Source organism: Pseudomonas flexibilis (genome assembly GCF_000802425.1).
Classification (GTDB): Bacteria; Pseudomonadota; Gammaproteobacteria; order Pseudomonadales; family Pseudomonadaceae; genus Serpens; species Serpens flexibilis.
The window spans coordinates 74,102-96,790 of record NZ_JRUD01000008.1; the positions used below are offsets into that span (position 1 = coordinate 74,102).

At 67.4% G+C, this 22,689-nt stretch carries 26 protein-coding genes and 1 tRNA gene; 6 read left to right on the forward strand and 21 right to left on the reverse strand.

Annotated elements, in window-relative coordinates:
- Positions 1-194 precede the first annotated feature (194 nt).
- The 6 genes from thrC to SF06_RS06855 form a co-directional block, all read right to left on the reverse strand.
- Entirely contained in the window at positions 195-1,604 is a 1,410-nt protein-coding gene (gene thrC / locus SF06_RS06830) for a threonine synthase (protein ID WP_039560438.1), read from the reverse strand.
- A 51-nt stretch (positions 1,605-1,655) separates the two neighbouring features.
- Positions 1,656-2,960 carry a homoserine dehydrogenase gene (locus tag SF06_RS06835; RefSeq protein WP_039560440.1) on the reverse strand — a complete coding sequence of 435 codons (1,305 nt, stop codon included), beginning with the start codon at positions 2,958-2,960 and terminating at the stop codon, positions 1,656-1,658.
- A 107-nt stretch (positions 2,961-3,067) separates the two neighbouring features.
- Positions 3,068-3,541, reverse strand: coding sequence for a GFA family protein (locus tag SF06_RS06840; RefSeq protein ID WP_039560441.1), 474 nt, complete (start codon positions 3,539-3,541; stop codon positions 3,068-3,070).
- Between the two features lie 160 nt (positions 3,542-3,701).
- Entirely contained in the window at positions 3,702-4,427 is a 726-nt protein-coding gene (locus tag SF06_RS06845) for a DsbC family protein (RefSeq protein WP_027591241.1), read from the reverse strand.
- A gap of 44 nt (positions 4,428-4,471) precedes the next feature.
- Positions 4,472-5,368 carry a site-specific tyrosine recombinase XerD gene (gene xerD / locus SF06_RS06850; RefSeq protein WP_039560442.1) on the reverse strand — a complete coding sequence of 299 codons (897 nt, stop codon included), beginning with the start codon at positions 5,366-5,368 and terminating at the stop codon, positions 4,472-4,474.
- 40 nt (positions 5,369-5,408) lie between these two features.
- Positions 5,409-5,813 (reverse strand): hypothetical protein, encoded by a 405-nt coding sequence (locus SF06_RS06855; protein WP_027591243.1) that lies wholly within the window; start codon positions 5,811-5,813, stop codon positions 5,409-5,411.
- A gap of 120 nt (positions 5,814-5,933) precedes the next feature.
- Between SF06_RS06855 and SF06_RS06860 the strand changes: the two genes are divergently transcribed.
- A complete protein-coding gene (locus SF06_RS06860) occupies positions 5,934-6,806 on the forward strand; it encodes a helix-turn-helix transcriptional regulator (RefSeq protein WP_027591244.1) in 873 nt (290 codons plus the stop codon).
- 174 nt (positions 6,807-6,980) lie between these two features.
- Here the strand turns inward: SF06_RS06860 and SF06_RS06865 are convergent, their stop codons facing one another.
- The 5 genes from SF06_RS06865 to moaB form a co-directional block, all read right to left on the reverse strand.
- Positions 6,981-7,784 (reverse strand): MOSC domain-containing protein, encoded by an 804-nt coding sequence (locus tag SF06_RS06865; protein ID WP_027591245.1) that lies wholly within the window; start codon positions 7,782-7,784, stop codon positions 6,981-6,983.
- 67 nt (positions 7,785-7,851) lie between these two features.
- A complete protein-coding gene (locus SF06_RS06870; protein ID WP_027591246.1) occupies positions 7,852-8,775 on the reverse strand; it encodes a chemotaxis protein CheV in 924 nt (307 codons plus the stop codon).
- 126 nt (positions 8,776-8,901) lie between these two features.
- Positions 8,902-9,807: a lipid kinase YegS gene (gene yegS / locus SF06_RS06875; RefSeq protein ID WP_027591247.1), complete on the reverse strand. Its 906-nt coding sequence runs from the start codon at positions 9,805-9,807 to the stop codon at positions 8,902-8,904.
- A gap of 224 nt (positions 9,808-10,031) precedes the next feature.
- Entirely contained in the window at positions 10,032-11,228 is a 1,197-nt protein-coding gene (locus SF06_RS06880) for a molybdopterin molybdotransferase MoeA (RefSeq protein ID WP_039560443.1), read from the reverse strand.
- Positions 11,225-11,764, reverse strand: coding sequence for a molybdenum cofactor biosynthesis protein B (gene moaB / locus SF06_RS06885; RefSeq protein ID WP_039560444.1), 540 nt, complete (start codon positions 11,762-11,764; stop codon positions 11,225-11,227). Before moaB ends, SF06_RS06880 begins: the two co-directional genes overlap by 4 nt.
- A 75-nt stretch (positions 11,765-11,839) precedes the next feature.
- Between moaB and mobA the strand changes: the two genes are divergently transcribed.
- The 3 genes from mobA to SF06_RS06900 all read left to right on the forward strand — a co-directional run bounded on the left by mobA (position 11,840) and on the right by SF06_RS06900 (position 13,182).
- Positions 11,840-12,415 carry a molybdenum cofactor guanylyltransferase MobA gene (mobA, locus tag SF06_RS06890; RefSeq protein ID WP_027591250.1) on the forward strand — a complete coding sequence of 192 codons (576 nt, stop codon included), beginning with the start codon at positions 11,840-11,842 and terminating at the stop codon, positions 12,413-12,415.
- A 118-nt stretch (positions 12,416-12,533) separates the two neighbouring features.
- A tRNA-Pro gene (locus SF06_RS06895) sits at positions 12,534-12,610 on the forward strand.
- Positions 12,611-12,960: 350 nt separating this feature from the next.
- On the forward strand, positions 12,961-13,182 hold the full coding sequence (locus tag SF06_RS06900) for a hypothetical protein (RefSeq protein ID WP_027591251.1): 222 nt from the start codon (positions 12,961-12,963) through the stop codon (positions 13,180-13,182).
- A gap of 141 nt (positions 13,183-13,323) precedes the next feature.
- Here the strand turns inward: SF06_RS06900 and SF06_RS06905 are convergent, their stop codons facing one another.
- The 10 genes from SF06_RS06905 to ccmA form a co-directional block, all read right to left on the reverse strand.
- The gene (locus SF06_RS06905) at positions 13,324-13,740 is read right to left on the reverse strand and encodes a hypothetical protein (RefSeq protein ID WP_027591252.1); all 417 of its coding nucleotides are present in this window, start codon (positions 13,738-13,740) and stop codon (positions 13,324-13,326) included.
- Positions 13,741-13,772: 32 nt separating this feature from the next.
- A complete protein-coding gene (gene ccmI / locus SF06_RS06910; protein WP_039560446.1) occupies positions 13,773-14,966 on the reverse strand; it encodes a c-type cytochrome biogenesis protein CcmI in 1,194 nt (397 codons plus the stop codon).
- Positions 14,963-15,436, reverse strand: coding sequence for a cytochrome c-type biogenesis protein (locus SF06_RS06915; protein WP_039560447.1), 474 nt, complete (start codon positions 15,434-15,436; stop codon positions 14,963-14,965). Before SF06_RS06915 ends, ccmI begins: the two co-directional genes overlap by 4 nt.
- Positions 15,433-15,963 carry a DsbE family thiol:disulfide interchange protein gene (locus tag SF06_RS06920; RefSeq protein ID WP_027591255.1) on the reverse strand — a complete coding sequence of 177 codons (531 nt, stop codon included), beginning with the start codon at positions 15,961-15,963 and terminating at the stop codon, positions 15,433-15,435. The genes SF06_RS06915 and SF06_RS06920 overlap by 4 nt, the downstream gene beginning before the upstream one ends.
- The gene (locus SF06_RS06925) at positions 15,960-17,936 is read right to left on the reverse strand and encodes a heme lyase CcmF/NrfE family subunit (RefSeq protein ID WP_027591256.1); all 1,977 of its coding nucleotides are present in this window, start codon (positions 17,934-17,936) and stop codon (positions 15,960-15,962) included. Before SF06_RS06925 ends, SF06_RS06920 begins: the two co-directional genes overlap by 4 nt.
- Positions 17,933-18,382, reverse strand: a complete 450-nt coding sequence (gene ccmE, locus SF06_RS06930; protein ID WP_027591257.1) for a cytochrome c maturation protein CcmE — start codon at positions 18,380-18,382, stop codon at positions 17,933-17,935. The genes SF06_RS06925 and ccmE overlap by 4 nt, the downstream gene beginning before the upstream one ends.
- Complete coding sequence (ccmD, locus tag SF06_RS06935) at positions 18,379-18,555, reverse strand: heme exporter protein CcmD (RefSeq protein WP_027591258.1); 177 nt, start codon at positions 18,553-18,555, stop codon at positions 18,379-18,381. Before ccmD ends, ccmE begins: the two co-directional genes overlap by 4 nt.
- Positions 18,552-19,307, reverse strand: a complete 756-nt coding sequence (locus SF06_RS06940) for a heme ABC transporter permease (protein ID WP_027591259.1) — start codon at positions 19,305-19,307, stop codon at positions 18,552-18,554. The genes ccmD and SF06_RS06940 overlap by 4 nt, the downstream gene beginning before the upstream one ends.
- An 85-nt stretch (positions 19,308-19,392) precedes the next feature.
- A complete protein-coding gene (ccmB, locus tag SF06_RS06945) occupies positions 19,393-20,064 on the reverse strand; it encodes a heme exporter protein CcmB (RefSeq protein WP_027591260.1) in 672 nt (223 codons plus the stop codon).
- Positions 20,061-20,696 carry a cytochrome c biogenesis heme-transporting ATPase CcmA gene (gene ccmA / locus SF06_RS06950; RefSeq protein ID WP_027591261.1) on the reverse strand — a complete coding sequence of 212 codons (636 nt, stop codon included), beginning with the start codon at positions 20,694-20,696 and terminating at the stop codon, positions 20,061-20,063. Before ccmA ends, ccmB begins: the two co-directional genes overlap by 4 nt.
- A gap of 195 nt (positions 20,697-20,891) precedes the next feature.
- Between ccmA and fliK the strand changes: the two genes are divergently transcribed.
- Both fliK and SF06_RS06960 read left to right on the forward strand, forming a co-directional pair.
- The gene (gene fliK / locus SF06_RS06955) at positions 20,892-22,385 is read left to right on the forward strand and encodes a flagellar hook-length control protein FliK (protein ID WP_039560449.1); all 1,494 of its coding nucleotides are present in this window, start codon (positions 20,892-20,894) and stop codon (positions 22,383-22,385) included.
- Complete coding sequence (locus tag SF06_RS06960; protein WP_037009418.1) at positions 22,382-22,678, forward strand: EscU/YscU/HrcU family type III secretion system export apparatus switch protein; 297 nt, start codon at positions 22,382-22,384, stop codon at positions 22,676-22,678. Before fliK ends, SF06_RS06960 begins: the two co-directional genes overlap by 4 nt.
- Positions 22,679-22,689: the final 11 nt, after the last annotated feature.

Below are 22,689 nucleotides of genomic sequence, written 5' to 3' on the forward strand. Positions count from 1 at the left end.
AACGCCGACCGCCCTACGGTCATGGCGACCACGTAGGGTGGACATCGTTTTTCGTTGTCCACCGCCCGGCGTGCACATTGCGGCGGACAAAACGGCGATGTCCGCCCTACGTCTGACTAACCAACGAAAAAGCCCGCAGCCGAAAGGTGCGGGCTTTTCATCATGGTGCCGTTGCGCCCCTGCGCAGTTCGCCTTTAAAGCGGTTTGCCGCGGTTGCCGTGCTGGCTGACGAACTGCTGCACGGCCTTGAGGTCGTTGGGCAGCACGTTCAGGCGCTCCTCGCGCTCGAACAGGTCGGTCAGGTGCGCAGGCAGGGCCGGGGCCTGGCCGACGCCGGCCTTGACCACGGCGTCCGGGAACTTCACCGGGTGCGCGGTGCCCAGCGTAACCATCGGGGTGGCCAGGCTGCGGCGGCACTCGCGGGCGGCGCGCACGCCGATGGCGGTGTGCGGATCGAGCAGTTCGCCGCACTGCTGGTACACCTGGGCGATGGTCTCGCAGGTCTCTTCGTCATTCACGGCCAGCGAGTCGAACAGCTTGCGGGCTTCGCTCCAGCGATCGGCCTCGACACTGAAACCGCCACCCTGCTTGAAGGTGTCCATCAGCGCGGCGATGGCGGCGCCGTTGCGACCGTGCAGGTCGAACAGCAGGCGCTCGAAGTTCGAGGACACCATGATGTCCATCGACGGCGACAGAGTGGGATGCAGGGTTTCCTTGACGTACTGGTTGCCGCTCATGAAGCGGTGCAGGATGTCGTTGCGGTTGGTGGCCACGATCAGTTGGTTGATCGGCAAGCCCATGTTGCGCGCCAGGTAGCCGGCGAAGATGTCGCCGAAGTTGCCGGTGGGCACCGAGAAGGCCACCGAACGGGCCGGCGCGCCCAGCTGGATGGCGGCGTGGAAGTAGTAGACGATCTGGGCCATGATCCGCGCCCAGTTGATCGAGTTGACCGCCACCAGACGGGTGCCCTTGAGGAAACCCTGGTCGGCGAAGCTGGCCTTGACCATCTCCTGGCAGTCGTCGAAGTTGCCGTCGATGGCGATGTTGTGGATGTTGTCGCCCTGGATGGTGGTCATCTGGCGACGCTGCACTTCGGACACGCGGTTGTGCGGGTGCAGGATGAAGATGTCGACGTTTTCGCAGGCCTTGCAGCCTTCGATGGCCGCAGAGCCGGTGTCGCCGGAGGTGGCGCCGATGATCACCACACGCTCGTTGCGCTTGGCCAGCACGTAGTCGAGCAGGCGACCCAGCAGCTGCAGGGCGAAGTCCTTGAAGGCCAGCGTCGGGCCGTGGAACAGCTCCAGCACCCACTCGTTGCCGTCCAGCTGACGCAGCGGCGCCACGGCGCTGTGGGCGAACACGGCGTAGGTTTCTTCGAGGATCTTCTTGAAGTCGGCGTCCGGGATGCTGCCGGCCACGAACGGGCGCATCACCCGGAAGGCCAGCTCGTGGTACGGCAGGCCGGCCCAGGAGGCGATCTCCTCGACGGTGAAACGCGGCAGGTTTTCCGGCACGTACAGGCCGCCATCGCTGGCCAGGCCGGCGAGCAGCACGTCTTCGAAATTCAGGGCCGGCGCCTGGCCACGGGTACTGATATAGCGCATGTCATCAAACCTTCGGTGCGGGCCCGGCGCCTGCGCCCCGGGCCCTGAGCATTAGTTGAGCTGTTCTACGCGGATACGCACGACGTTGCCGCTGATGTCGTCCAGGGCTTCCAGGGCGGCGATGGCGTCGTCGATGTTGCGCTCCACCACGCGGTGGGTGACGAGAATCATCGGCACCAGGCCGTCCTGCTCCTCGGCTTCCTTCTGCATGATCGACTCGATGTTGATGCCGCGCTCGGAGAGGATGGTGGCGACCTTGGCCAGCACGCCCGGACGGTCCTGGGCGTGGATGCGCAGGTAGTAGGCGCTCTCGCACTCGCCGATCGGCAGGATCGGCAGCTCGGACAGCGCATCGGCCTGGAAGCCCAGGGCCGGCACGCGGCCTTGCGGCGCGCAGGACAGCGCGCGGGCCACGTCGACCAGGTCGGCCACCACGGCCGAGGCGGTCGGCTCCATGCCTGCGCCGGCGCCGTAGTACAGGGTGCTGCCCACGGCGTCGCCGTTGACCATCACTGCGTTCATCACGCCGTTGACGTTGGCGATCAGGCGGTCGGCCGGGATCAGCGTCGGGTGCACGCGCAGCTCGACGCCGGCTTCGGTGCGACGGGCCACGCCCAGGTGCTTGATGCGATAGCCCAGCGCCTCGGCGTAGTTCACGTCGGCGGTGGTGAGCTTGGTGATGCCCTCGGTGTAGGCCTTGTCGAACTGCAGCGGGATGCCGAAGGCGATGGACGCCAGGATGGTCAGCTTGTGGGCGGCGTCGATGCCTTCCACGTCGAAGGTCGGGTCGGCTTCGGCGTAGCCCAGGGCCTGGGCTTCCTTGAGCACGTCCTCGAAGGCGCGGCCCTTCTCGCGCATCTCGGTGAGAATGAAGTTGCCGGTGCCGTTGATGATGCCGGCCAGCCAGTTGATGCGGTTGGCGGACAGGCCCTCGCGGATCGCCTTGATCACCGGGATACCACCGGCCACCGCGGCTTCGTAGGCGACGATCACGCCCTTCTCGCGGGCGCGGGCGAAGATCTCGTTGCCGTGCACGGCGATCAGCGCCTTGTTGGCGGTGACCACGTGCTTGCCGTGTTCGATGGCCTTGAGCACCAGTTCCTTGGCGATGGTGTAGCCGCCGATCAGCTCGACGACCACGTCGATCTCGGGGTTGGTCACCAGTTCGAAGACGTCAGCGGTAATGGGGGTACCGGTGGTGTCGCACTTCGGGTTGGTGTCACGGGCGGCAATCTGCGCAACCTCAATGGTGCACCCGGCGCGCCGGGCGATCTCCTCTGCGTTGCGTTTGAGTACATTGAAGGTACCGCCACCGACGGTGCCCAACCCACAGATGCCTACTTTCACCGATTTCACGCTTGACTCCCCATGTGTGCGGCGTGGCGCGCCCGCAAGGCGCGGAAAAGAGCCGCACATTACGAAGGCCAGGGGGGTCAAGTCAATTGGCCCTGCGGTTGGAAGCGTCAGTCGGTCAGGCCGTGGCGCCGGTGCCAGTCGGCCAGGGATTCATCCGGATAGTCGTCGAAGCAGCGATCATTCGGCTTGCACGCGACCTCCACCCAGGGCGCCCGAGAGCCGAGCATCATGTGCACATGCTCGGGCGGCAGCGGCAACGGTGTGTCGATGGCCGATGCGTGCGGGTGCACCAGTTCGGGCCAGGTGGGGTCGTACAGCCACAGCGCGCTGCCGCAGTGCCGGCAGAAATGCCGCTGACCGGTGCTCGCCTCGCCGCTCTCCAGCCGGGCACGGTAGATGGAAAGGTGCTCCTCGCCCTCGACGGTGAGGCTGGCGTAATCGGCGCCCAGGTTGATGGCGTAGCCACCGCCACCCGCCGTCTTGCGGCAGATCGAGCAATAGCAGCGCATGAACGGATAGGGCTGGTGCGCTTCGACGCTGAAACGCACCGCGCCGCAATGACAGGAGCCTTGCAGGTGCATCGCATGCCCTCCTTTACCTACCGGTGTTGGAGGACCTGAGGCGCTGGCGGTTCCGGGGAGGCTTTGTAGGAACGGCTTCAGCCGCGATGCGTTCGTGCAGGCCGCATCAAGCGCTCGCGACTGAAGTCGCTCCTACGGGGTTCCGCGCAGAAGCAACGCCTCAGCGGGCCTGCAGCGCCGTCGGGCCCAGCTTGTCGGCCGGCTGGTAGCCGGGGATCAGTTGGCCGTTGGCCAGGAAGATCGCCGGGGTGCCCTGCACGCCGATGCGCTGGCCCAGTTCGAACTGTTTCGCCACCGGGTTCTCGCAGGTGGCCGCCGGCACCTTCTTGCGGGCCTTGGCCTGGTTCATGGCCTCCTGAGGGTTCTTGGCGCACCAGACGCTGACCAGCGTCTCGTAGGTCGGAGAACCCACGCCGGCGCGCGGGTAGGCCAGATAGCGCACCTCCACGCCCTGGCGGTTCAGCTCGGCGACTTCCTTGTGCAGCAGCTGGCAGTAGCCACAATCGGTGTCGGTGAACACGGTGATGTGGGTCTTGGGGTTCTTCGGCGCGAAGATGACCATTTCGTTGCGCGGCAGCGCGTTGAGCTGGCGGGCCACGGCCACGTTCTCGGCCTGCTCGGTGAGGTTGACCATCTGCCCGTCGCGCATCTGGTACAGGTAGCCCTGCATCAGGTACTGGCCGTCCTCGCTCATGTAGAGCACCCGGCCGCCCTCCAGCTGCACCTGATGCAGGCCCTTGAGCGGGCTCGCGCTGACGGATTCGACCTTGAGGTCCGGCTGCAGGGTGTTCAGGGTCTTGCGAATCGCCTGCTCGGCGTCGGCGGCCTGCGCCAGGGGTGCAGCGACAGTCAGGGCCAGGGCGGCGAAGAGCGAGGAACAGCGCATGGATACTCCGGAATGGGTTGCGAGGCGCCAGAGCCTATCACAGCTCATCCGCGCGGATGATGCCGGGCGTGCAGCTCCTGCAGGCGCGTGCGGGCCACGTGTGTGTAGATTTGTGTCGTCGACAGATCGCTGTGGCCGAGCAGCATCTGCACCGAGCGCAGGTCGGCGCCGTGGTTGAGCAGATGGGTGGCGAAGGCATGCCGCAATGTGTGCGGCGACAGGTGCTTGGCGATCCCCGCCACCCGCGCGTACCGCTTGATGCGGTGCCAGAAGGTCTGCCGGGTCATCTGCTCGCCCAGGCGACTGGGGAACAGCACATCGCTAGGCCGCCCGGCCAGCAGCGCCGCGCGCCCCTCGCGCAGGTAGCGCTCCAGCCAGTGCACGGCTTCCTCGCCCAGCGGCACCAGGCGCTCCTTGCTGCCCTTGCCGAACACCCGCACCACGCCCTGGCGCAGATTGAGCTGTTCCAGGGTCAGCGACACCAGCTCGGTGACCCGCAGCCCGCAGGCGTACAGCACCTCCAGCATGGCGCGGTCGCGCAGTCCCAGAGGCTCGTCCAGATCGGGCGCAGCCAGCAGCGCCTCGACATCCGCCTCGCTCAAGCTTTGCGGCAGCGAGCGACCCAGGCGCGGCTGCTCGACCAGCAGGGTCGGGTCTTCGCCGATCACCCCTTCCCGCAACAGAAAGCGGTAGAAACCGCGCAAGCCGGACAGCAGCCGCGCGGTGGAACGCGCGTTGTAGCCCTGGTCGAGCCGCCAGGCCAGATGATCGCCCAGCGCCTCGCGGGAGACTCCGGTCAGCCCGATACCGCGCTCATGCAGCCAGCCATGAAAGTGCGTCAGGTCGCTGCGGTAGGAGGAACGGGTGTTGGCCGACAGGCCCTTCTCCAGCCACAGGGCCTGGAGGAAGCGGTCGATCAGCGGGTGGTCGAGGGCGGACATGGCGAGCGCGTGCCTGTTCGGATGATCGAGGTGCAGTGGATTATGCCTTCTCCCACCCCTCCCGCAGCATCCACCGCACCGCGCACACCCGCCCCGCGCTGACGTCCAGTTCCAGCCAGCGCCCCGGCTGGGGCCTGTCGGCCTCGAACAGGCGCAGCGTGCCGCTGTACCAGAGCGCCGCAAGCGGGCGGCCGGCGGCCTTGCCGAATACGCGGCGGAACAGGCTACCCGGCTGCTGGTGGCGCTCCAGCTCGGCCAGGCGCAGCAGGCCGTCGACCACCACCCAGCGCGCCACGTAGCCGCGCCGGCAAGCCGGATGGCGCGCACCCTCCTCGACGATGCGGGTCATCAGCCCGCGTTCGATGAAATAGCCATCCAGGGGGGTATCCCAGTTGAGATAGCGTGTGCCCTCGAACAGCACGGTATCGGCAACCTGATGGGTCATCTGCACTCTCCTTATTACAGCCGGTTCCGCTTGAATAGTGGCGAAACGATATGTAGCGTTACCCGACATATCCAGAGTGTTTACCTGTACAGGTAAAGTTTTCAGGCAGATGGAGTGAGCATGAAACGCCAACAGTCGATCGAATCCGTGCGCTGGGACCTGGCGCTGCGTTACCGGCTAATCGAGACGGTGGCCTGGTGGGAAGGCCGGCTGACCACCAACCACCTGATCCAGAGCTTCGGCATCAGCCGTCAGCAAGCCTCCAGGGACATCAACACCTACATCGCCGAGCATGCGCCGCATAACCTGACATATGACCGGCACCTGAAGGGCTATGTGCCGACCCGCGACTTCGCGCCGCTGTTCATCGACGACAGCGCCAGCGCCTACCTGCACCTGCTCAACCAGAACCACGAACGCGCGCCGCACATCGAGGGACTGGCGCTGGCCTATGCGCACACCGAGGTGCTGCGCGTGCCGGATCGCTCGGTGACCCCCGAGGTGCTGCGCCCGCTGCTGCGTGCCTGCCGCGAGGGGCTGCGCCTGGAGTGCGGCTATGTGTCGTTCGCCACGCCGGATGGCGAAACGCGCCTGATCGCGCCGCACACCCTGGTCTACACCGGCATGCGCTGGCATGTGCGCGCCTATTGCGAGCGCAACCGCGACTACCGGGACTTCGTGCTCAGTCGCCTGCGCGGCACGCCGGAGCTGCTCGACCTGCCCTCCGAGCATGGCCGCGACGGCGACGCCGGCTGGAATGCCGAGGTGCAGGTGATCATCGAGCCGGACTCGCGCCTGAAGCCCGAGCAGCGGGCGATCATCGAGCACGACTTCGGCATGCGCGACGGCCGGCTGGTGATCGACACGCGGGGCGCGCTGGTGCAGTACGTGCTGCAGCGCTACCACATCGACCCGACCAAGGTGCACACCAAGGCAGAGGCCCAGCAGATCGTGGTGGCCAACCTGGATGGGCTGCGGGAATGGCTGTATTGAGCTGCGGCTCTGGTGGATCGGTGAAGCGCGATCCTCCCTACGAAGGCGCGCGGCTGGCGGATTGACCTGTAGGGTGGACAACGTCTTTCTTGTCCACCAACGCGCCGGCACGGCGCGCCTGCGGCGCGTTTGGTGGATCGGTGGAGCGCGATCCACCCTACGGCATTTGCCGGATCACTCCAGCAGCTCGACCGGCATGCCCACTTCCAGCCAGCCCTGGCCGTCGACCAGCAGGTTCTGGCCGAACATCACGCCCTTGTCGCTCTTGCGATAGCGCGCCAGGGTGGCCAGCGGTTCCTGGTCGGCGCTGCGCTCGCCGCTATCCGGGTCGAGGGTGGTGATGATGCAGCGGGTGCAGGGTTTGACCGGGCGCAGGATCAGCTCGCCGATGCGGATGCGCCGCCAGCCGTCCTCGGCATAGGGGTCGCTACCGGCAATCACCAGGTTCGGACGGAAGCGGCGCATTTCCAGCGGCCGGCCCACGCGGGCCGACAGGTCGTCGAGCGAAGCCTGACCGATCAGCAGCAGCGGAAAGCCATCGGCGAGGGCCACATGCTGGCCGGGCTCGGCATACTTAAGATCCACCTGGCGGGCCCGCTCGGGCGGCAGATAAACGAGACGGCAGGCACGCCCCAGCCACTGGCTGAGCCACTCGGCGGCGGCGTCACCGGCATCGGCGGCCGACGGTTCGTCCTTCCAGATGCTCACACGGCGCAGCGGCGCCTCTTCCGCTGGCACCGGCACGTCGAGGTCCGGCATGCCCGGCGCGCGCAGGCGCACCCCCTGCTCAGCCTTCCAGCGCGCCAGCAACTGGGTCATCTGCGGCAGCACCCGCTGAGTGAGGAATCGGCCGCTGTCGGCTTCCACCAGCATCCATCGGCGGTCGCCGCGAATGCCCAGGCCGTCGACCCAGGCGCGGTCGAGGGACTCGCCGATGGCGGATTTCAGGGGGTAGCGATATAGCGCGGCGAGCTGCATGACGGCCTCGATCGGTGGTGAGCGGAAGGCGCCAGCATAATCGGCGGCCTTCCGTCACGCACGAGGATCAGGCGTCGCGCTGCAGGCGATCGCGGATCACGTCGATCAGGCGTTCCGGCTGGAACTTGGAGAGGAAGTTGTCGCAGCCGACCTTCCTGACCATCGCCTCGTTGAACGAGCCCGACAGGGAGGTGTGCAGTACCACGTACAGGTCCTTCATGCGCGGGTCGTTGCGGATCTCGGCGGTCAGCCGGTAACCGTCCATCTCCGGCATCTCCGCGTCGGTGAACACCATCAGCAGCTTCTCGTTGAGGTCGTGGCCCTCGTCGGCCCACTGGCGCAGCTTGCGCAGGCCCATCTGGCCGTTGCTGGCGGTGTGGATCTTCAAGTTCAGCTGGCTGAGGGTCTCCGTCAGCTGGGCGAGCGCCACACTGGAGTCGTCCACCAGCAGCACCTCGCGACCGGCGGCGCGGGCGAGAATCGGATCGGCCAGACGCTCGCTGGAAACGCGGGCGTTGTAGGGCACGATCTCGGCCAGCACCTTCTCCACGTCGATGACTTCCACCAGCTGGTCATCCACGCGGGTGATGGAGGTCAGGTAGTGGGAACGGCCGCTGCCACCGGGTGGCGGCTGCACCTCTTCCCAGTTGAGGTTGTAGATGCGCTCGACGCTGCTCACCAGGAAGGCCTGCACCGAGCGGTTGTACTCGGCGACGATGATGGTGTTGGCCTCCGGCTGCAGCGGGCGCATGCCAATGGCCTTGGACAGGTCGATCACCGGCAGGGTCTGGCCGCGCAGGTTGATCACCCCGCACACGCACGGATGGCGGTGCGGCATGCGGTTGAGGCGCGGCAGGTGCAGGACCTCCTGCACCTTGAAGACGTTGATCGCGAAGAGCTGCCGCCCGGCGAGGCGGAACAGCAGAATTTCCAGGCGATTTTCACCCACCAGCTGGGTGCGCTGATCGACCGAGTCGAGAATACTCGCCATGTGCTTACCTGACGTCGAAGTGAGTTGCGGCGCAACGTTTCAAAAGTTATCGGCCGCGACGCCAGCGAGTTTAATATCAAACCGGCATCACGCAGGAATGCAGACCAAAGGCAGCGCTCGGCCGCGTCACTCCGCCGCAGCCCCGGTCAGCAGCGGCGAATCCACTGGCAGATGCAGACGCAGGAGCTGCGGGCGCACTTCGAAACGCACCCGGGGGCTGTGCACAGGCTCCCCATCGAGGTTCAGGTCCAGCCCGTCCGGCGCCTCGACCTCCAGCCAGGGCAAGCGGGCGGTCACGGCGACCGTATCCAGCCCGAGCATGCCGCCGCTCAGCATTACCCGCAGGGTTTCGCCGACATCCTGCGGCGCGGGAATCAGGCAGAGATCGAGCATCCCGTCGGTGATGGTCGCGCGCGGGCAGAGGGCGTGACCGCCTCCGGCCTGGCGCCCATTGCCCACGCCCATGGCCAGGAAATCACCTTGCCAGTCGAAGCCGGGACCATGGAAACGGCCGAAGGCGCTGCGCACCTCGGCGAAGCGGGTGAGTCCGGTGAGCAGGTAAGCGCCACCGCCGAGCACCTTCTTCAGCTCCTCCGAGGTATTGGCGGTGACCAGCGAGCCGAAGCCGCCGGTGGCCATGTTGACGAACAAGCGCTCATTGGCCATGCCCACGTCGACCGGCGTGGGTTGCAGCTCCAGCAGCGCCAGTGCGGCGTCCGGCTCCAGGGGAACCTGCGCGGCCCGGGCGAAGTCGTTGGCCGACCCCAGCGGCAGCAGGGCCAGACTGGCATCCCCCTGCAGCTCGATCAGCGCCGAGGCCACCTCGTTGAGAGTGCCGTCGCCGCCGCCGGCAATCAGGCAGGGGTAACCGGCCCGCAGCCCCTCCTCCACCAGGCGCCGCGCGTCGCCGGCTTCCCAGGTCAGGCGCACCGCGAGCTCCCAGCCCCGCTCACGACACGCCTGGACCGCCTCGCGCACCGCCTCGTTCTGCGCCTGCTTGCCGTGCAGAATCAGCCACGCCCGCCGCTGCATGAATGCCTCCTGGTTCCGTGCTGCCGCAGCATTGGAAAGCACCGCAGGGAGGATGGTTCGAGGCAGGCATGGACCTGCAAGAGCGACTGTAGGAGCGACTTCAGTCGCGAGCTTTTTTTTGGGGAGGAGGTGCCCGACCAGGGCCGTCCAGCCATGCTGAACCTGCGCGGAAAACATCGCGGCTGAAGCCGCTCCTAAAAAACGGGGCCGCGCGGCATCCCGCGCTAGCCCAGCAGCTCGCTGAACGGAATGAAGCGCACCGGCGCTCCCTCGGCGAAGGTGCGTTCCTCGCGCACTTCCACCAGCCCATCGGCCCAGGCGGCGCTGCGCAACACGCCGGAGCTCTGGTTCGGGTGCGGCACGGCGCGCCCCTGTTCCAGACGAGCGCGCAAGTACTCGCGGCGGTTGCCGGCGCGCTCCCAGGCGAAGCCGGCCGGCACCTCGACGCCCAGCGGTTCGACGGCCTCGACACCCAGGCGGCGCAGCAGATAGGGGCGCGCCAGCAGGCCGAAGGTCACCAGCGTGGAGGCCGGGTTGCCCGGCAGGCCGAGCACCGGCACGCCCCGGTAATGTCCGCAGGTCAGCGGCTTGCCGGGCTTGATGGCGAGCTTCCACAGCGCCAGGTCGCCGGCTTCACGCAGCACTTGGCCGAGGTAATCGGCTTCGCCGACCGACACGCCGCCGGTGGAGAGAATCAGGTCCACCTCGCCCACTCCGGCCAGTGCCGCGCGCGTGGCCTGCAGGTCGTCCGCCAGGATGCCGGCGTCGCGCATCTCACAGCCCAGCCGCATTAGCCAGGCGGCCAGCAGGCGACGGTTGCTGTTGTAGATCTGCCCCGGCCCCAGCGGCTGCCCGGGCTCGACCAGCTCGTCACCGGTGGACAGCAGCGCCACCCGGGGCCGACGACGCACCGTCACGGTGCCGATACCGATGCTGGCGGCCAGTGCCAGTTCGATCGGGCCGAGCTGTGAACCGGCCGCCAGCAGTGTCTCGCCAGTACGGACTTCCTGGCCGCGCGGGCGGACATTGCGTCCCGGGCGCAAGGCTTCGAGGAAGCGCACGCGACCGTCCGCCAGCACCTCGGTGTTTTCCTGCATCTCCACGCAGTCGGCGCCGGGCGGCAGCGGCGCGCCGGTGAAGATGCGCGCGCAGGTGCCCGGTTTCAGCGGCTGCGGCGCGCTGCCGGCGAGGATGCGCTGGCTGACCGGCAGCGGCTCGCCCTGCCCGTCGGCCAGGCGCAGGGCGTAGCCATCCATGGCGCTGTTGTCCCAGGGCGGCAGGTCCAGCCCGGCGATCAGCGGCGCCGCGAGGACCCGGCCGTCGGCCTGCTCCAGCGGCACGGATTCGCGCTCGTCGAGCGGCGTCTGCGCGGCCCAGACCAGCAGGCGCCGCAGAGCCTCCTCGACGCTGAGCAGGCTCATTCGCGGCTCTCGCAGGCGGCGGCCATGCGCAGGTGCGGCACGAAGTTGCAGGGCCGGTGGCTGGCGTCCAGCTGCTGGGCGAGGATGCCGTCCCAGGCGGTGCGACAGGCGTTGGTGGAGCCCGGCAGGCAGCACACCAGGGTGCCATTGGCCAGCCCGGCCAGGGCGCGCGACTGCATCGTGGAGGTGCCGATGTCCGTGTAGGAGATCTGCCGGAACAGCTCGCCGAAGCCGTCGACCTGCTTGTCCAGCAGGCAGGTGACGGCTTCCGGCGTGCTGTCGCGCGCGGTGAAGCCGGTGCCGCCGGTGATCAGCACCACCTGCACCGATGCATCGGCGATCCAGGCGGCCACCAGCGCGCGTATGTGGTAGAGGTCGTCCTTGAGCAGCACGCGGTCGGCCAGCCGGTGGCCGGCTTCGGTCAGGCGCTCGACCAGCAATTGCCCGGAGGTGTCGGTCTGCAGGGTGCGGGTGTCGCTGACGGTCAGGACGGCGATGTTCAGCGGAGTGAAGGGAACGGCAGCCTTGTGGGACATGGAGGATCCTGTTGAGGGTTCACAATGCCGGTGTTATATCACAGGCCTTTCGCCACCCGTCCCAGGAGCCCCATCGTGCCAACGCTTCCCTCTCTTGCGCCCTGCTCCGTGCTGCTGCTGGCCGGTGGGCGCGGTCAGCGCATGGGTGGGCGCGACAAGGGGCTGGTGCCGTGGCGCGGCCGACCGATGATCGCCTGGCTGCATGATGTCGTGCGCCCGCTCACCGATGACCTGATCGTCTCGTGCAACCGCAACGCCGAGTGCTACCAGCCCTTTGCCGATCAACTGGTGTCGGATGCCGAGCCGGACTTCCCCGGCCCGCTGGCCGGCATTCGCGCCGGCCTCGCCGTGGCACGGCATCCCTGGCTGCTGGTGCTGCCCTGCGATGCACCCAGGGTGGACAGTGCCCTACTGACGAGCATGCGGCAGGCCGCCCTGCCAGGCCGTCCGTTGCTGCTGCGCCAGGGTGCGCAGTGGCAACCGCTGTTCTGCCTACTGCCGACCCGCGTGCTACCCGACCTGGAGCGCGCCTGGCAGGAAGGCCAGCGCAGCCCCCGGCATATCTTCACCGCTATGGGCGCCGTGGCGCTCGACTGCACCGAGGACGATGACCGGCTGGCCAATCTCAACAGTCCGGAGCTGCTGCAATGAGTCCGTTTGACGGAATGCCGTGCCCAGCGGCAAAACGCCTGCATCCCGCCCTGCAAAAAAATTTTCGCCTAACCCCTTGTGCATCAAAAGTTTTTCGGTAGAATGCGCGCCATCCAAACGGAGCGTAGCGCAGCTTGGTAGCGCGTCTCGTTCGGGACGAGAAGGTCGCTGGTTCGAATCCAGTCGCTCCGACCAAATCCCCGCAAAACCCCGCCTCACGGCGGGGTTTTGTCATTCCGAAAACTGTTCCGCGCCGCCCTGACGAGACGCCGGAAAACAGTCATCAAGTCGTCAAACTCTCCGAGCATTCTGGCAGGCGATCACTGGTCGCTGACACAGCCAGAACCCCGGCAAACCCTGGCAACCCGGCTAAGCTGATCTCTCGACGGCACCGCACGGGCCACCCTGACAGCTGTTCCGGCCCATTAATTGCTTGAAATCAGGCACGGAACCATCGCCCCCGATGTCGCTCCCATACAGGCGGACCTCTTCAGGCCCCCGCCCCAAGCGAACCGGGCGCCACCAAGACAATAAAAGGAAGAACCATGAGCAACCACTCGCATACCCAGAACGCCATCAGCGCATTGCGCGAAGCCTTCGCCCCACTGCACTGCTATATCGTGGCCCCCGGCCGCAAGGGCACCTTCAGCTTCACCCTGGTCGACCAGCACGGTGTCGCCCGCCACAGCGAGCGCCTGTATCCGGAGCAATGCCAGGGCGAACGCCTGCAGCAAGTCATTCAACGCGCCCGCAACAAGGCCCTGTAAGGCCGATTCATCACCGTTCCATCTGCTTTTCCGACGCGTGGGAGCGCACAGGTGAGCTCACAGCCACCCCAGCCCTGATCGCGGCTGACGCCGCTCCCACAGCCGCCGCTCACCCCCGCCCTACTCTGCCGGCACAACGCCTCAATGCAGGCCACGCAGCCCCATCGGCACACTGACCTCGGCCACCGACTCCCAGGGACCGTCCGGTTGCGCGGAACAGAGCCAGCCGTCTTCCCAGCGGTAGTAGAGCCGCTCGCGGTAGTAGAGCTCGCGCCCACTCACCACATAGACGCCCAGACGCGCATCCCAGCGCGCTTCCACATGCGGAGGCGGCGCGTAGCGTGGGTGGGTGCCAGTGCTTTGCGGCTGCGAGGGAACCTCCGGGCGCGGCGGCACCGGGGTGATCACCGGGCGCGATGGCTCGGGCGTGGGCGCTGGCCGGGGTTCCGGCCAGGGCTGCGGTGTCTGCCGGGAACCCGGCAGCTGGTAGATATCGCTGGCGCAACCGCTCAGCAGCAGGCTGCCGAGCAGCAGCAGCCGGCCTGCGGCACGCTGCATATCCTCTCCAGGGCCGGTGGTCAGTTCGGCCGTCAGCGCTTCTCGGGCTGATCGATGCGCAAGCTCTGCAGCCGGTCTTCCGTGCTGCTGACAGCACCGCTGCGCCCGATCCACTCGCCGGCGGTGGCGTTGCCGCTGCGCGACACGCGCGCTACCAACTCCACCTGCGGGAAGTTGGACAAGCGTAGCTGCTCCATCATGGCGTCGGCGTCGCTGAGGATCACTTCCGCCGGCAGGTCGGCGACCTTGAGGCGCTTGACCGCCAGGGGCATCGCCTCACCAGCGGCCGGGCGGGCGAAGATGAACACGCTGTCCTCGGGCTGCACCTGGCCTGCGACATTCGGCGCCAGCTCCACACGCACGCGCATCTCCACGGGCGCCACGTCGGCCGAAGCGGCCGGGGCTGCTTCACCGAGCATCTCGCGGGCGCGCTGAATGCCCTGGGCAATGGCCATGCGGTTCGGATCCTGGGGATCCAGGCCATTCATCAGGAATTCCCAATGCTCGATGGCATCCCGGTAACGGCCGGCCTCGAAGGCAACGATGCCCAGCAGGCCGCGGCTGGTGACTTCGCCCGGATCGCTCTGCAGCGCCTCGTCGGTCAGCCCCTGGATCTGTTCGCTCCACTGCTGGCCGTTGGCAAAGTACAGCGCCTGCGCCCACTGGCCGAGCAGCGAGGGATCGCGACCGGCCAGCGCCACGGTGCGCTCGAAGGCGTTGGCGGCCTCGGCCGGGCGCTCCATGGCCATGTAGCCACGAGCCAGGAAATACCAGCCTTCCACGCCATCGGGTTGCGCCTTAACGGCCTGCTCCAGACGCGCGACCATTTCCTCCATGGAGGCGGGCTGGTGGTCGAACTGGCGGGCCAGTTCCAGCTTGTCGCTGGCGCCCCAGTGCAGGTACAGCGCCAGGCCCAGCACCGGCACCAGCACGGCGGCGGCGATCGGCACGGCGCGGCCCAGGTTGCCGTGGCGCTGCGCATCGCCCTCGGTATCCACCAACAACTCGCGACCAGCCTCGGCCTTGCCGGCGGCCAGCTGTTCATCCGTCAGAGTGCCAGCGGCGTGCTGGGTTTCCAGTTCACGCACGCGCTCTTCGTAGAGCGCCACGTTAAGGGCGGTGCGGTCTTCCTCGGCCTGGGCGCGCTGACCGCGCAGCACCGGAACCAGGATGAACGCCAGGGCGGCCAGCAACAGCAGGCCGGCGACAAGCCAGAGATCGATCATGGGTCTTTCTTATCCAGCAATTGGGAAAGGCGCTCCTGCTCCTCGGCGGACAGCAGGGCATTCTGCGGGGCGTTCTCGACCCGGCGACGGCGGACCACGATGACCACCAGGGCCAGCAGACCACCGCCCAGCAGCACCCACGGGCCGTACCAGAGCAGCAGGGTGCGCAGCTCGACCGGCGGGTTGTAGCGCACGAAGTCGCCGTAACGGTCGACCAGGTGCTCGACGATCTGCTCATCGGCCTGGCCATCTTCCAGCATGCGGAAGATCTCGCGGCGCAGATCCATGGCAATGGGCGCGTCGGAGTCGGCGATGTTCTGGTTCTGGCACTTGGGGCAGCGCAGTTCGCTGGTCAGTTGGCGGAAGCGCTGGCGCTCGGTCTCGCTGGAGAACTCGTAGGTGTCGATGGCGGCCTGGGCGAAACCGCCCAGGGCCAGGCTACAGAAAACGGCAGCTAGCAGGCGTTTCATTGCTCGAGCAACTCCTGGTAGAGCGGTGCCAGTTGTTGACGCCAAACACGCTCGTCGATGGCGCCCACGTACTTGTGGCGGATGATGCCGTTCTTGTCGATCAGGAAGGTTTCCGGCGCTCCGTACACGCCCAGGTTGAAGCCCAGGCTACCCTGCGGGTCGGCGACATTCAGCCGGTAGGGATTGCCCAGCTCGCTGAGCCAGCGGCGCGCGTCGCCGGTTTCCTTGTAGTTGATGCCGTAGATGGCCACGCCCTGCCCGGCCAGGCGGTTGAGCATCGCGTGCTCGGCGCGGCAGGTCGGGCACCAGGTGGCCCACACGTTGACCAGCGCCGGCTCGCCCGGATTGAAGTCCGCGGTGGTCAGGGTGCGCGCCGGGTCTTCCACGGACGGCAGGCTGAACGCGGGCAGCGGCTTGCCGATCATGGTGGTACCAATGTCGCGCGGGTCGAGGAACAGCCCCTTGTAGAGGAAACCGGCAACCACCAGGAAGATCGCCAGGGGAATCAGCAGCAATGCGCGTTTCATGCCGGTTGTGCTCCAGAGATGCCCAGCGCCTCGCGGACGCGGGTCTTGACCTTGATGCGGTAGCGACGGTCGAGAGTCGACAGCAGGCCGCCAAAGGCCATCAGCAGGCCACCCAGCCAGATCCAGCGCACATAGGGCTTGACGTGCAGGCGCACGGCCCAGGCGCCATCTTCCAGCGGCTCGCCCAGCGCCACGTACAGATCGCGGAACAGGCCCGGATCGATGCCGGCCTCGGTCATCGGCATCATCTGCACGGTGTACAGGCGCTTCTCCGGATGCAGCACGGCAATCTCGCGACCTTCCTCCAGCACACGCACGGTGGCGCGGTCGGAGGTGTAGTTCGGACCCTCATGGTGCTGCGCGCCTTCGAACACGAACTGATAGCCGCCCAGCTCCTGCATGTCGCCCGGCGCCATGCGCAAGTCGCGCTCGGCGTTGTGCTGGGTGGACAGCACGATGCCGATGGCGCATACGGCGATGCCCAGGTGACCGAGCTGCATGCCCCAGTAGCTGCGGGTCATGCGCGGGATGCCCTTGAGCAGGCCGGTGTGGCGGGTCTTGTCGAGCAGGTCGCGCACGCCGGTGAGCACCACCCAGGCAGACAGGATGCACACCGCCAGCACCGCCCAGTGGAAGTCGCCCAGCAGCACGGAGGCCAGGCCGCCGAGCACCGCGCTGGCGATCAGCACCGGCATCAGCATGCCGGCCAGCCACTTGCCAGGGGTGTCCTTCCAGCGCACCAGCACACCGACACCCACCGCGCCCATCAGGATGGCCATCAACGGCAGGAACAGGGCATTGAAGTACGGCGGACCGACCGACAGCTTGGCGCCGGAGATGGCGTCCAGCAGCAGCGGATACAGGGTGCCGAGCAGGATCATTGCGCAGGCCACCACCAGGATCAGGTTGTTGGCCAGCAGCAGGGTTTCCCGCGACCAGAGGGCGAAGCCTACCTTGCTCTTCACCACCGGCGCGCGCAGGGCGAACAGGGTCAGCGAAGCGCCAACCACGATGAGCAGGAAGGCCAGGATGAAGGTTCCGCGCTCGGGGTCGGCGGCGAAGGCGTGCACCGAGGTCAGCACGCCGGAACGCACCAGGAAGGTACCCAGCAGGCTCAGCGAGAAGGCGGCGATGGCCAGCAGCACGGTCCAGCTCTTGAACACGCCGCGCTTTTCGGTGACCGCCAGCGAGTGGATCAGCGCGGTGCCCACCAGCCAGGGCATGAAGGACGCGTTTTCCACCGGGTCCCAGAACCACCAGCCGCCCCAGCCCAGTTCGTAGTAGGCCCACCAGGAACCGAGCACGATGCCGATGCCCAGGCTGGCCCAGGCCACCAGCGTCCAGGGCCGGGACCAGCGCGCCCAGGCAGCGTCAAGACGGCCGCCGAGCAGCGCGGCGACCGCAAAGGCGAAGGCCACCGAGAAACCTACATAGCCCATGTACAGCATCGGCGGGTGCACGATCAGGCCGAAGTCCTGCAGCAGCGGGTTGAGGTCACGGCCGTCGGTGGGCACCTGCGGCAGCAGGCGCTCGAACGGGTTGGAAGTGACGATCAGGAACAGCAGGAAGCCGATGCTGATGATGCCCATCACCGCCAGCACGCGGGCGAGCATCTCCTCCGGCAACTGCCGCGACAGCACCGCCACGGCGAAGGTCCAGCCACCGAGGATCATCGCCCACAGTAGCAGCGAGCCCTCGTGGGCGCCCCACACGGCGCTGAACTTGTAGTACCAGGGCAGTGCGCTGTTGGAGTTGTGCGCCACATAGGCTACGGAGAAGTCGTCGACCATGAACGCGTAGGTCAGGCAGGCGAACGACAGCAGCAGGAAGGCGAACTGGCCCCAGGCCGCCGGACGGGCGATGCCCATCCACAGACGGTCGCCGCGCCAGGCGCCGATCAGCGGCAGGGTCGACTGCACCAGCGCCAGGCACAGGGCCAGGATGAGGGCCAGATGGCCGATCTCGGGAATCATTGCGCGCTCTCCGCCTTCGCCTGGATCGCCTTGTCCATCGCCTGGGCGACTTCCGGCGGCATGTAGTTCTCATCGTGCTTGGCCAGCACTTCGTCGGCCACCAGCACGTTCTCTTCATTCAGGCGACCCAGCGCGACGATGCCCTGCCCTTCGCGGAACAGGTCCGGCAGGATGCCCCGGTAGCGCATGCGCACTTCGGAGGCGCCGTCATGCACCACGAACTCCACATCAAGGGAATCCCCGGTGCGCTGGAGCGAGCCTTCCTTGACCATGCCGCCGGCGCGAATGCGCACGCCGTCCGGCACCTCGCCATTGGCGATCTGCGTCGGGGTATAGAACAGGTTGATGTTCTGCTGCAGCGCCGAGAGGGCCAGGCCAACGGTCGCGCCCACCCCGACGAGCAGGGCGAGGATGATGTACAGACGTTTCTTGCGGACCGGATTCACTTCATTTCCTCCCGGCGCAGACGGCGCGCCTCATCTTGCAGGTAACGCCGGCGTCCGAGCAGCGGCAGAGCGACATTGATCAGCACGACCAGCAGGCCGATGCCGTAACTGGTCCAGACATACACGCCATGGTTGCCCATGGCGAGGAATTCGGAGAAGGAGGCAAAGCTCACGGACGACCCTCCACCTGGGCGCGCAGCTCGGTCTTCACCCAGCTGGCGCGCGCCTCGCGCTTGAGAATTTCCAGGCGCATGCGCATCAGCAGCACGGCGGCCAGGAAGCAGTAGAAGCCGATGACCATCACAAGCAGCGGCGCCCACATTTCCACCGGCATGGCCGGCTTTTCGGTGAGCTTGAACGTGGCGGGCTGGTGCAGGGTGTTCCACCACTCCACCGAGTACTTGATGATCGGAATGTTGACCACGCCGACGATGGCCAGCACCGCGCAGGCCTTGGCGGCGCTGTCACGGTTACTGATGGCGTTGCCCAGGGCAATGATGCCGAAGTAGAGGAACAGCAGGATCAGCATGGCGGTCAGCCGCGCGTCCCACACCCACCAGGCACCCCAGGTGGGCTTGCCCCACACCGCGCCGGTGAGCAGCGCCAGGAAGGTCATCCAGGCGCCGATGGGCGCGGCCTGCTGCAGGGCCACGTCGGCCAGCTTCATCTTCCACACCAGGCCGACCACGCCGGCCACTGCCAGCATCACGTAGATCGACTGGGCGAGGATCGCCGTGGGCACATGCAGGTAGATGATCCGGAAGCTGTTGCCCTGCTGGTAGTCCTGCGGCGCGAAGGCCAGTCCCCAGACGCTGCCGAGCAGCAACAGGACAATCGCCGCGCCGCCCAGCCAGGGCAGCCAGCGACCACTGATTTCGTAGAACCACTTGGGCGAACCCAGCTTGTGAAACCATGTCCAGTTCATTGCAGCTCTCTTCGTGTCGCGGGGCCGGATCGCCGCCCCCGTGCGTTTACCGTCCGGCGCCGGGCGGACCCGACGCGTTGATGTCTTATTCGCCGACGCTGATCTTCAGCCCCGCCGCGATGGCGAAGGGGGTCAGCGTCACCGCCAGGGCGGTCAGCGTGGCCAGCCACAGCAGGTGGCCGGCCGTGGGCAATCCTTGCAGGTCCGCCTGCAGCGCCCCGCTGCCGAGAATCAGCACCGGGATGTACAGCGGCAGAATCAGCAGCGCCAGCAGCAGGCCGCCGCGCTTGAGACCCACGGTCAGCGCCGCGCCGACCGCGCCCAGCAGGCTCAGCACCGGCGTGCCGAGCAGCAGCGAGAGCAGCAGCACCGGCAGGCAGCGCGGCGGCAGGCCGAGCATCAGCGCCAGCAGCGGCGACAGCAGCACCAGCGCCAGGCCGGTAAATAACCAGTGCGCCAGCACCTTGGCCAGCACCAGCAGCGCCAGCGGCTGCGGCGAAACGACCCACTGCTCCAGCGAGCCGTCCTCGAAATCGCTGCGGAACAGGCCGTCCAGCGACAGCAGCACCGCCAGCAGTGCGGCGACCCAGACCAGGCCGGGCGACAGGGTCTGCAGCAGCTGGCTTTCCGGCCCCACCGCCAGCGGGAAAAGGGCGATGACGATGGCGAAGAACACCAGCGGGTTGGCCAGCTCGGCCGGACGGCGGAACAGCAGTCGGCTCTCGCGGGCCAGCAACAGGGCAAAGACACTACTCATGCGGCACGCTGCCCAAGGTCCAGTTCGCGGTAGCCGGAAGGCTTGTTTTCCAGTGTGTGGTGGGTGGTCAGCACTACCATGCCGCCCCGCTCGCAATGCCCGGCCAGATGCGCTTCCAGCTGGGCCACGCCCTGCTTGTCCAGGGCGGTGAAGGGTTCATCCAGGATCCACAGCGGCGGCGCATCCAGGTACAGGCGCGCCAGCGCCACACGGCGCTGCTGGCCGGCGGACAGCCGATGGCTGGGCACATCCTCGAAACCGCGCAGGCCGACGGCAGCCAGGGCCTGCCAGATCGCCTGGCGCTCGGCCGGCTGGTGCAGCGCACACAGCCAGGCCAGGTTCTCCTCGGGGGTCAGCAGGCCCTTGATGCCAGCGGCGTGGCCGATCCACAGCAGGTTGCGGGCCAGCTCGCCACGCTGCGCCGCCAGCGGCTCACCCTGCAGGCGCACTTCGCCGGCGGTCGGCTGCATCAGGCCGCACAGCAACCGCAGCAGGCTGGTCTTGCCACTGCCGTTGGGGCCGACGATCTGCAGCATGTCACCGGGCATCAGGCGCAGGTCCAACGCTTCGAACAGCAGCCGCCAGTCACGCTCGCAGGTCAACGCAACGGCTTCGAGGAATGGACGGCTCACGACATGCGTATCCACTTCAGTATGCAATCAGGGCCAGACGGGCCGCCGCTGAAAATCGACGATCCGTCTTAAGTCGGACCAACGGCAGCCGCTATCTAGTAACGGGCGCCCCGGCGAATGGCTCGGCATTATACATGCGTGACTTGGCTATCAAGACGGGTAATTACGACAGGTTGTAAAGGCAATTCCTTTTTGATGAGCGAGATCAATTTTACCCTTCCGCCTTCCCTGCCCGGCTCCACCAGCGCCGCCGGCGGCCTGGCGCCCCACACACTGAAGGCGCTCACCACCCTGGAGGGACTGCTCGCTCCCGGCCAGCAGGCCCAGGCCCAGGTGCTGGGCCGAGCCGAGGCTGCCCAGGGACAGCAGATCAGCCTGCGCCTGACCCTCGCCGACGGGCGCAGCGTGACGCTGGACGCCCTGGCCACTCGACAGCCCGAGCTGCCGGCCGGCACGCGCCTGCAACTCACCGCGCTGCCGGACAACCGCCTGCTGATTACTCAGCCCGACGCGGCCCGCCCGCTGACCCGCCTCGACCTGCCCGCCGGCAGCCTGTTGCAGGCCCGCGTGCTGTCCAGCACGCCCAGCGGCAATCTGCAGCAGATCGTCGCGCAGCTGCCGGACGGCCGTCAGCTGCTGCTGGAGAGCGCCAGGCCCCTGCCCGTCGGCAGCCTGATCAATGCCCGCGTGCTGGACGATCGCAGCCTGCAAGCCATCAGCCCGGACGCGCGCGTCCAGCAACTGGACCTGCTGCAGCAACTGGCCAGCCAGTTCGCCCGCCAGTCGCCACTGTCCGCACTGTTCACCGCGCTGCGCTCACTGCAGGGCCAGCCCCTGCCATCGGGCCTGCAGCAGAGCATCGAACGCCTGTTGAACAGTCAGCCCAGCGCGGCGCAGCTCAGCGACTCCCGCCAACTGGCGGCCATTCTGCGCAACGCCGGCGTCGGACTGGAGCACCGCGTACTCAGTGGCCAGGGCGGCGCACTGGAGAGCGACCTGAAGGCCAACCTGCTGCGCCTGCTCGGCCAGCTGTCGAGCTTCAATCCGGCCACGACCCTGCAATCCCCCGCCGGCACCCTGCTGATGGCCACCTTGCCGACCCTGGCCCGCCAGGTGCTAGGCGCACTCGGCCAGCGGCCCGAGCGCCAGCCGGGGCTGAGCTTTCCGCTGCCCACGCAGCGCCTGGAGGGTCTGGAGAACCCCAGCCTGCAGACGCTGCTGAAGCTCGCCGCCGGCGCCGTGGCCCGGGTGCAGAGCCACCAGCTGGCAAGCCTGGCGCAGGGCCAGGCCAGCAGCACGGAAGGCCAGCCGGCCACCGTGCTGCAGATGGAGATACCGGTACGCGAACTGCCCACCCCGATCCAACTGCGCATCCGCAGCGAGGACGGCGAACCGCGCAAACGCAAGGGTTCTGAGCGTCAACGGCAATGGAAGATCGATCTGGCCTTCGATCTGGAACCACTAGGCCCCCTGCAGGTGCAGGCACAGCTATGTCGCAACCAGTTCAGCGGCCAGCTGTGGGCCGAGCGCCCCGCCACCGCGGCGCTGATTGATCGGGAACTGGGTGAACTGCGTCGCACGCTCAGCGAGGCCGGACTGGAAATCGGCGAACTCGACTGCCATCGCGGCACGCCCCCCGCGCCGCCGAGCACGCCCCTGGAAACCCACTGGATACACGTGACCGCATGAACGAGCCCCGCGCCATTGCCCTGCGCTACGACGGCCAGAACGCCCCGACCCTGGTGGCCAAGGGCGACGACGAGATCGCCCAGGCGATCATCGAGCTGGCCCGTGAATACGAAGTGCCTATCTACGAGAATGCCGACCTGCTGCGCCTGCTGGCCGGACTGGAGGTCGGCGATGAGATCCCCGAGGCGCTGTACCGCAGCGTGGCGGCAATCATCGCCTTCGCCTGGTACCTGAAAGGCAAGGCGCCCGAGGGATTCACCCGGCAGGACGACTCGCTGCCAATGGCGGACTGAGCGGAGTGGCG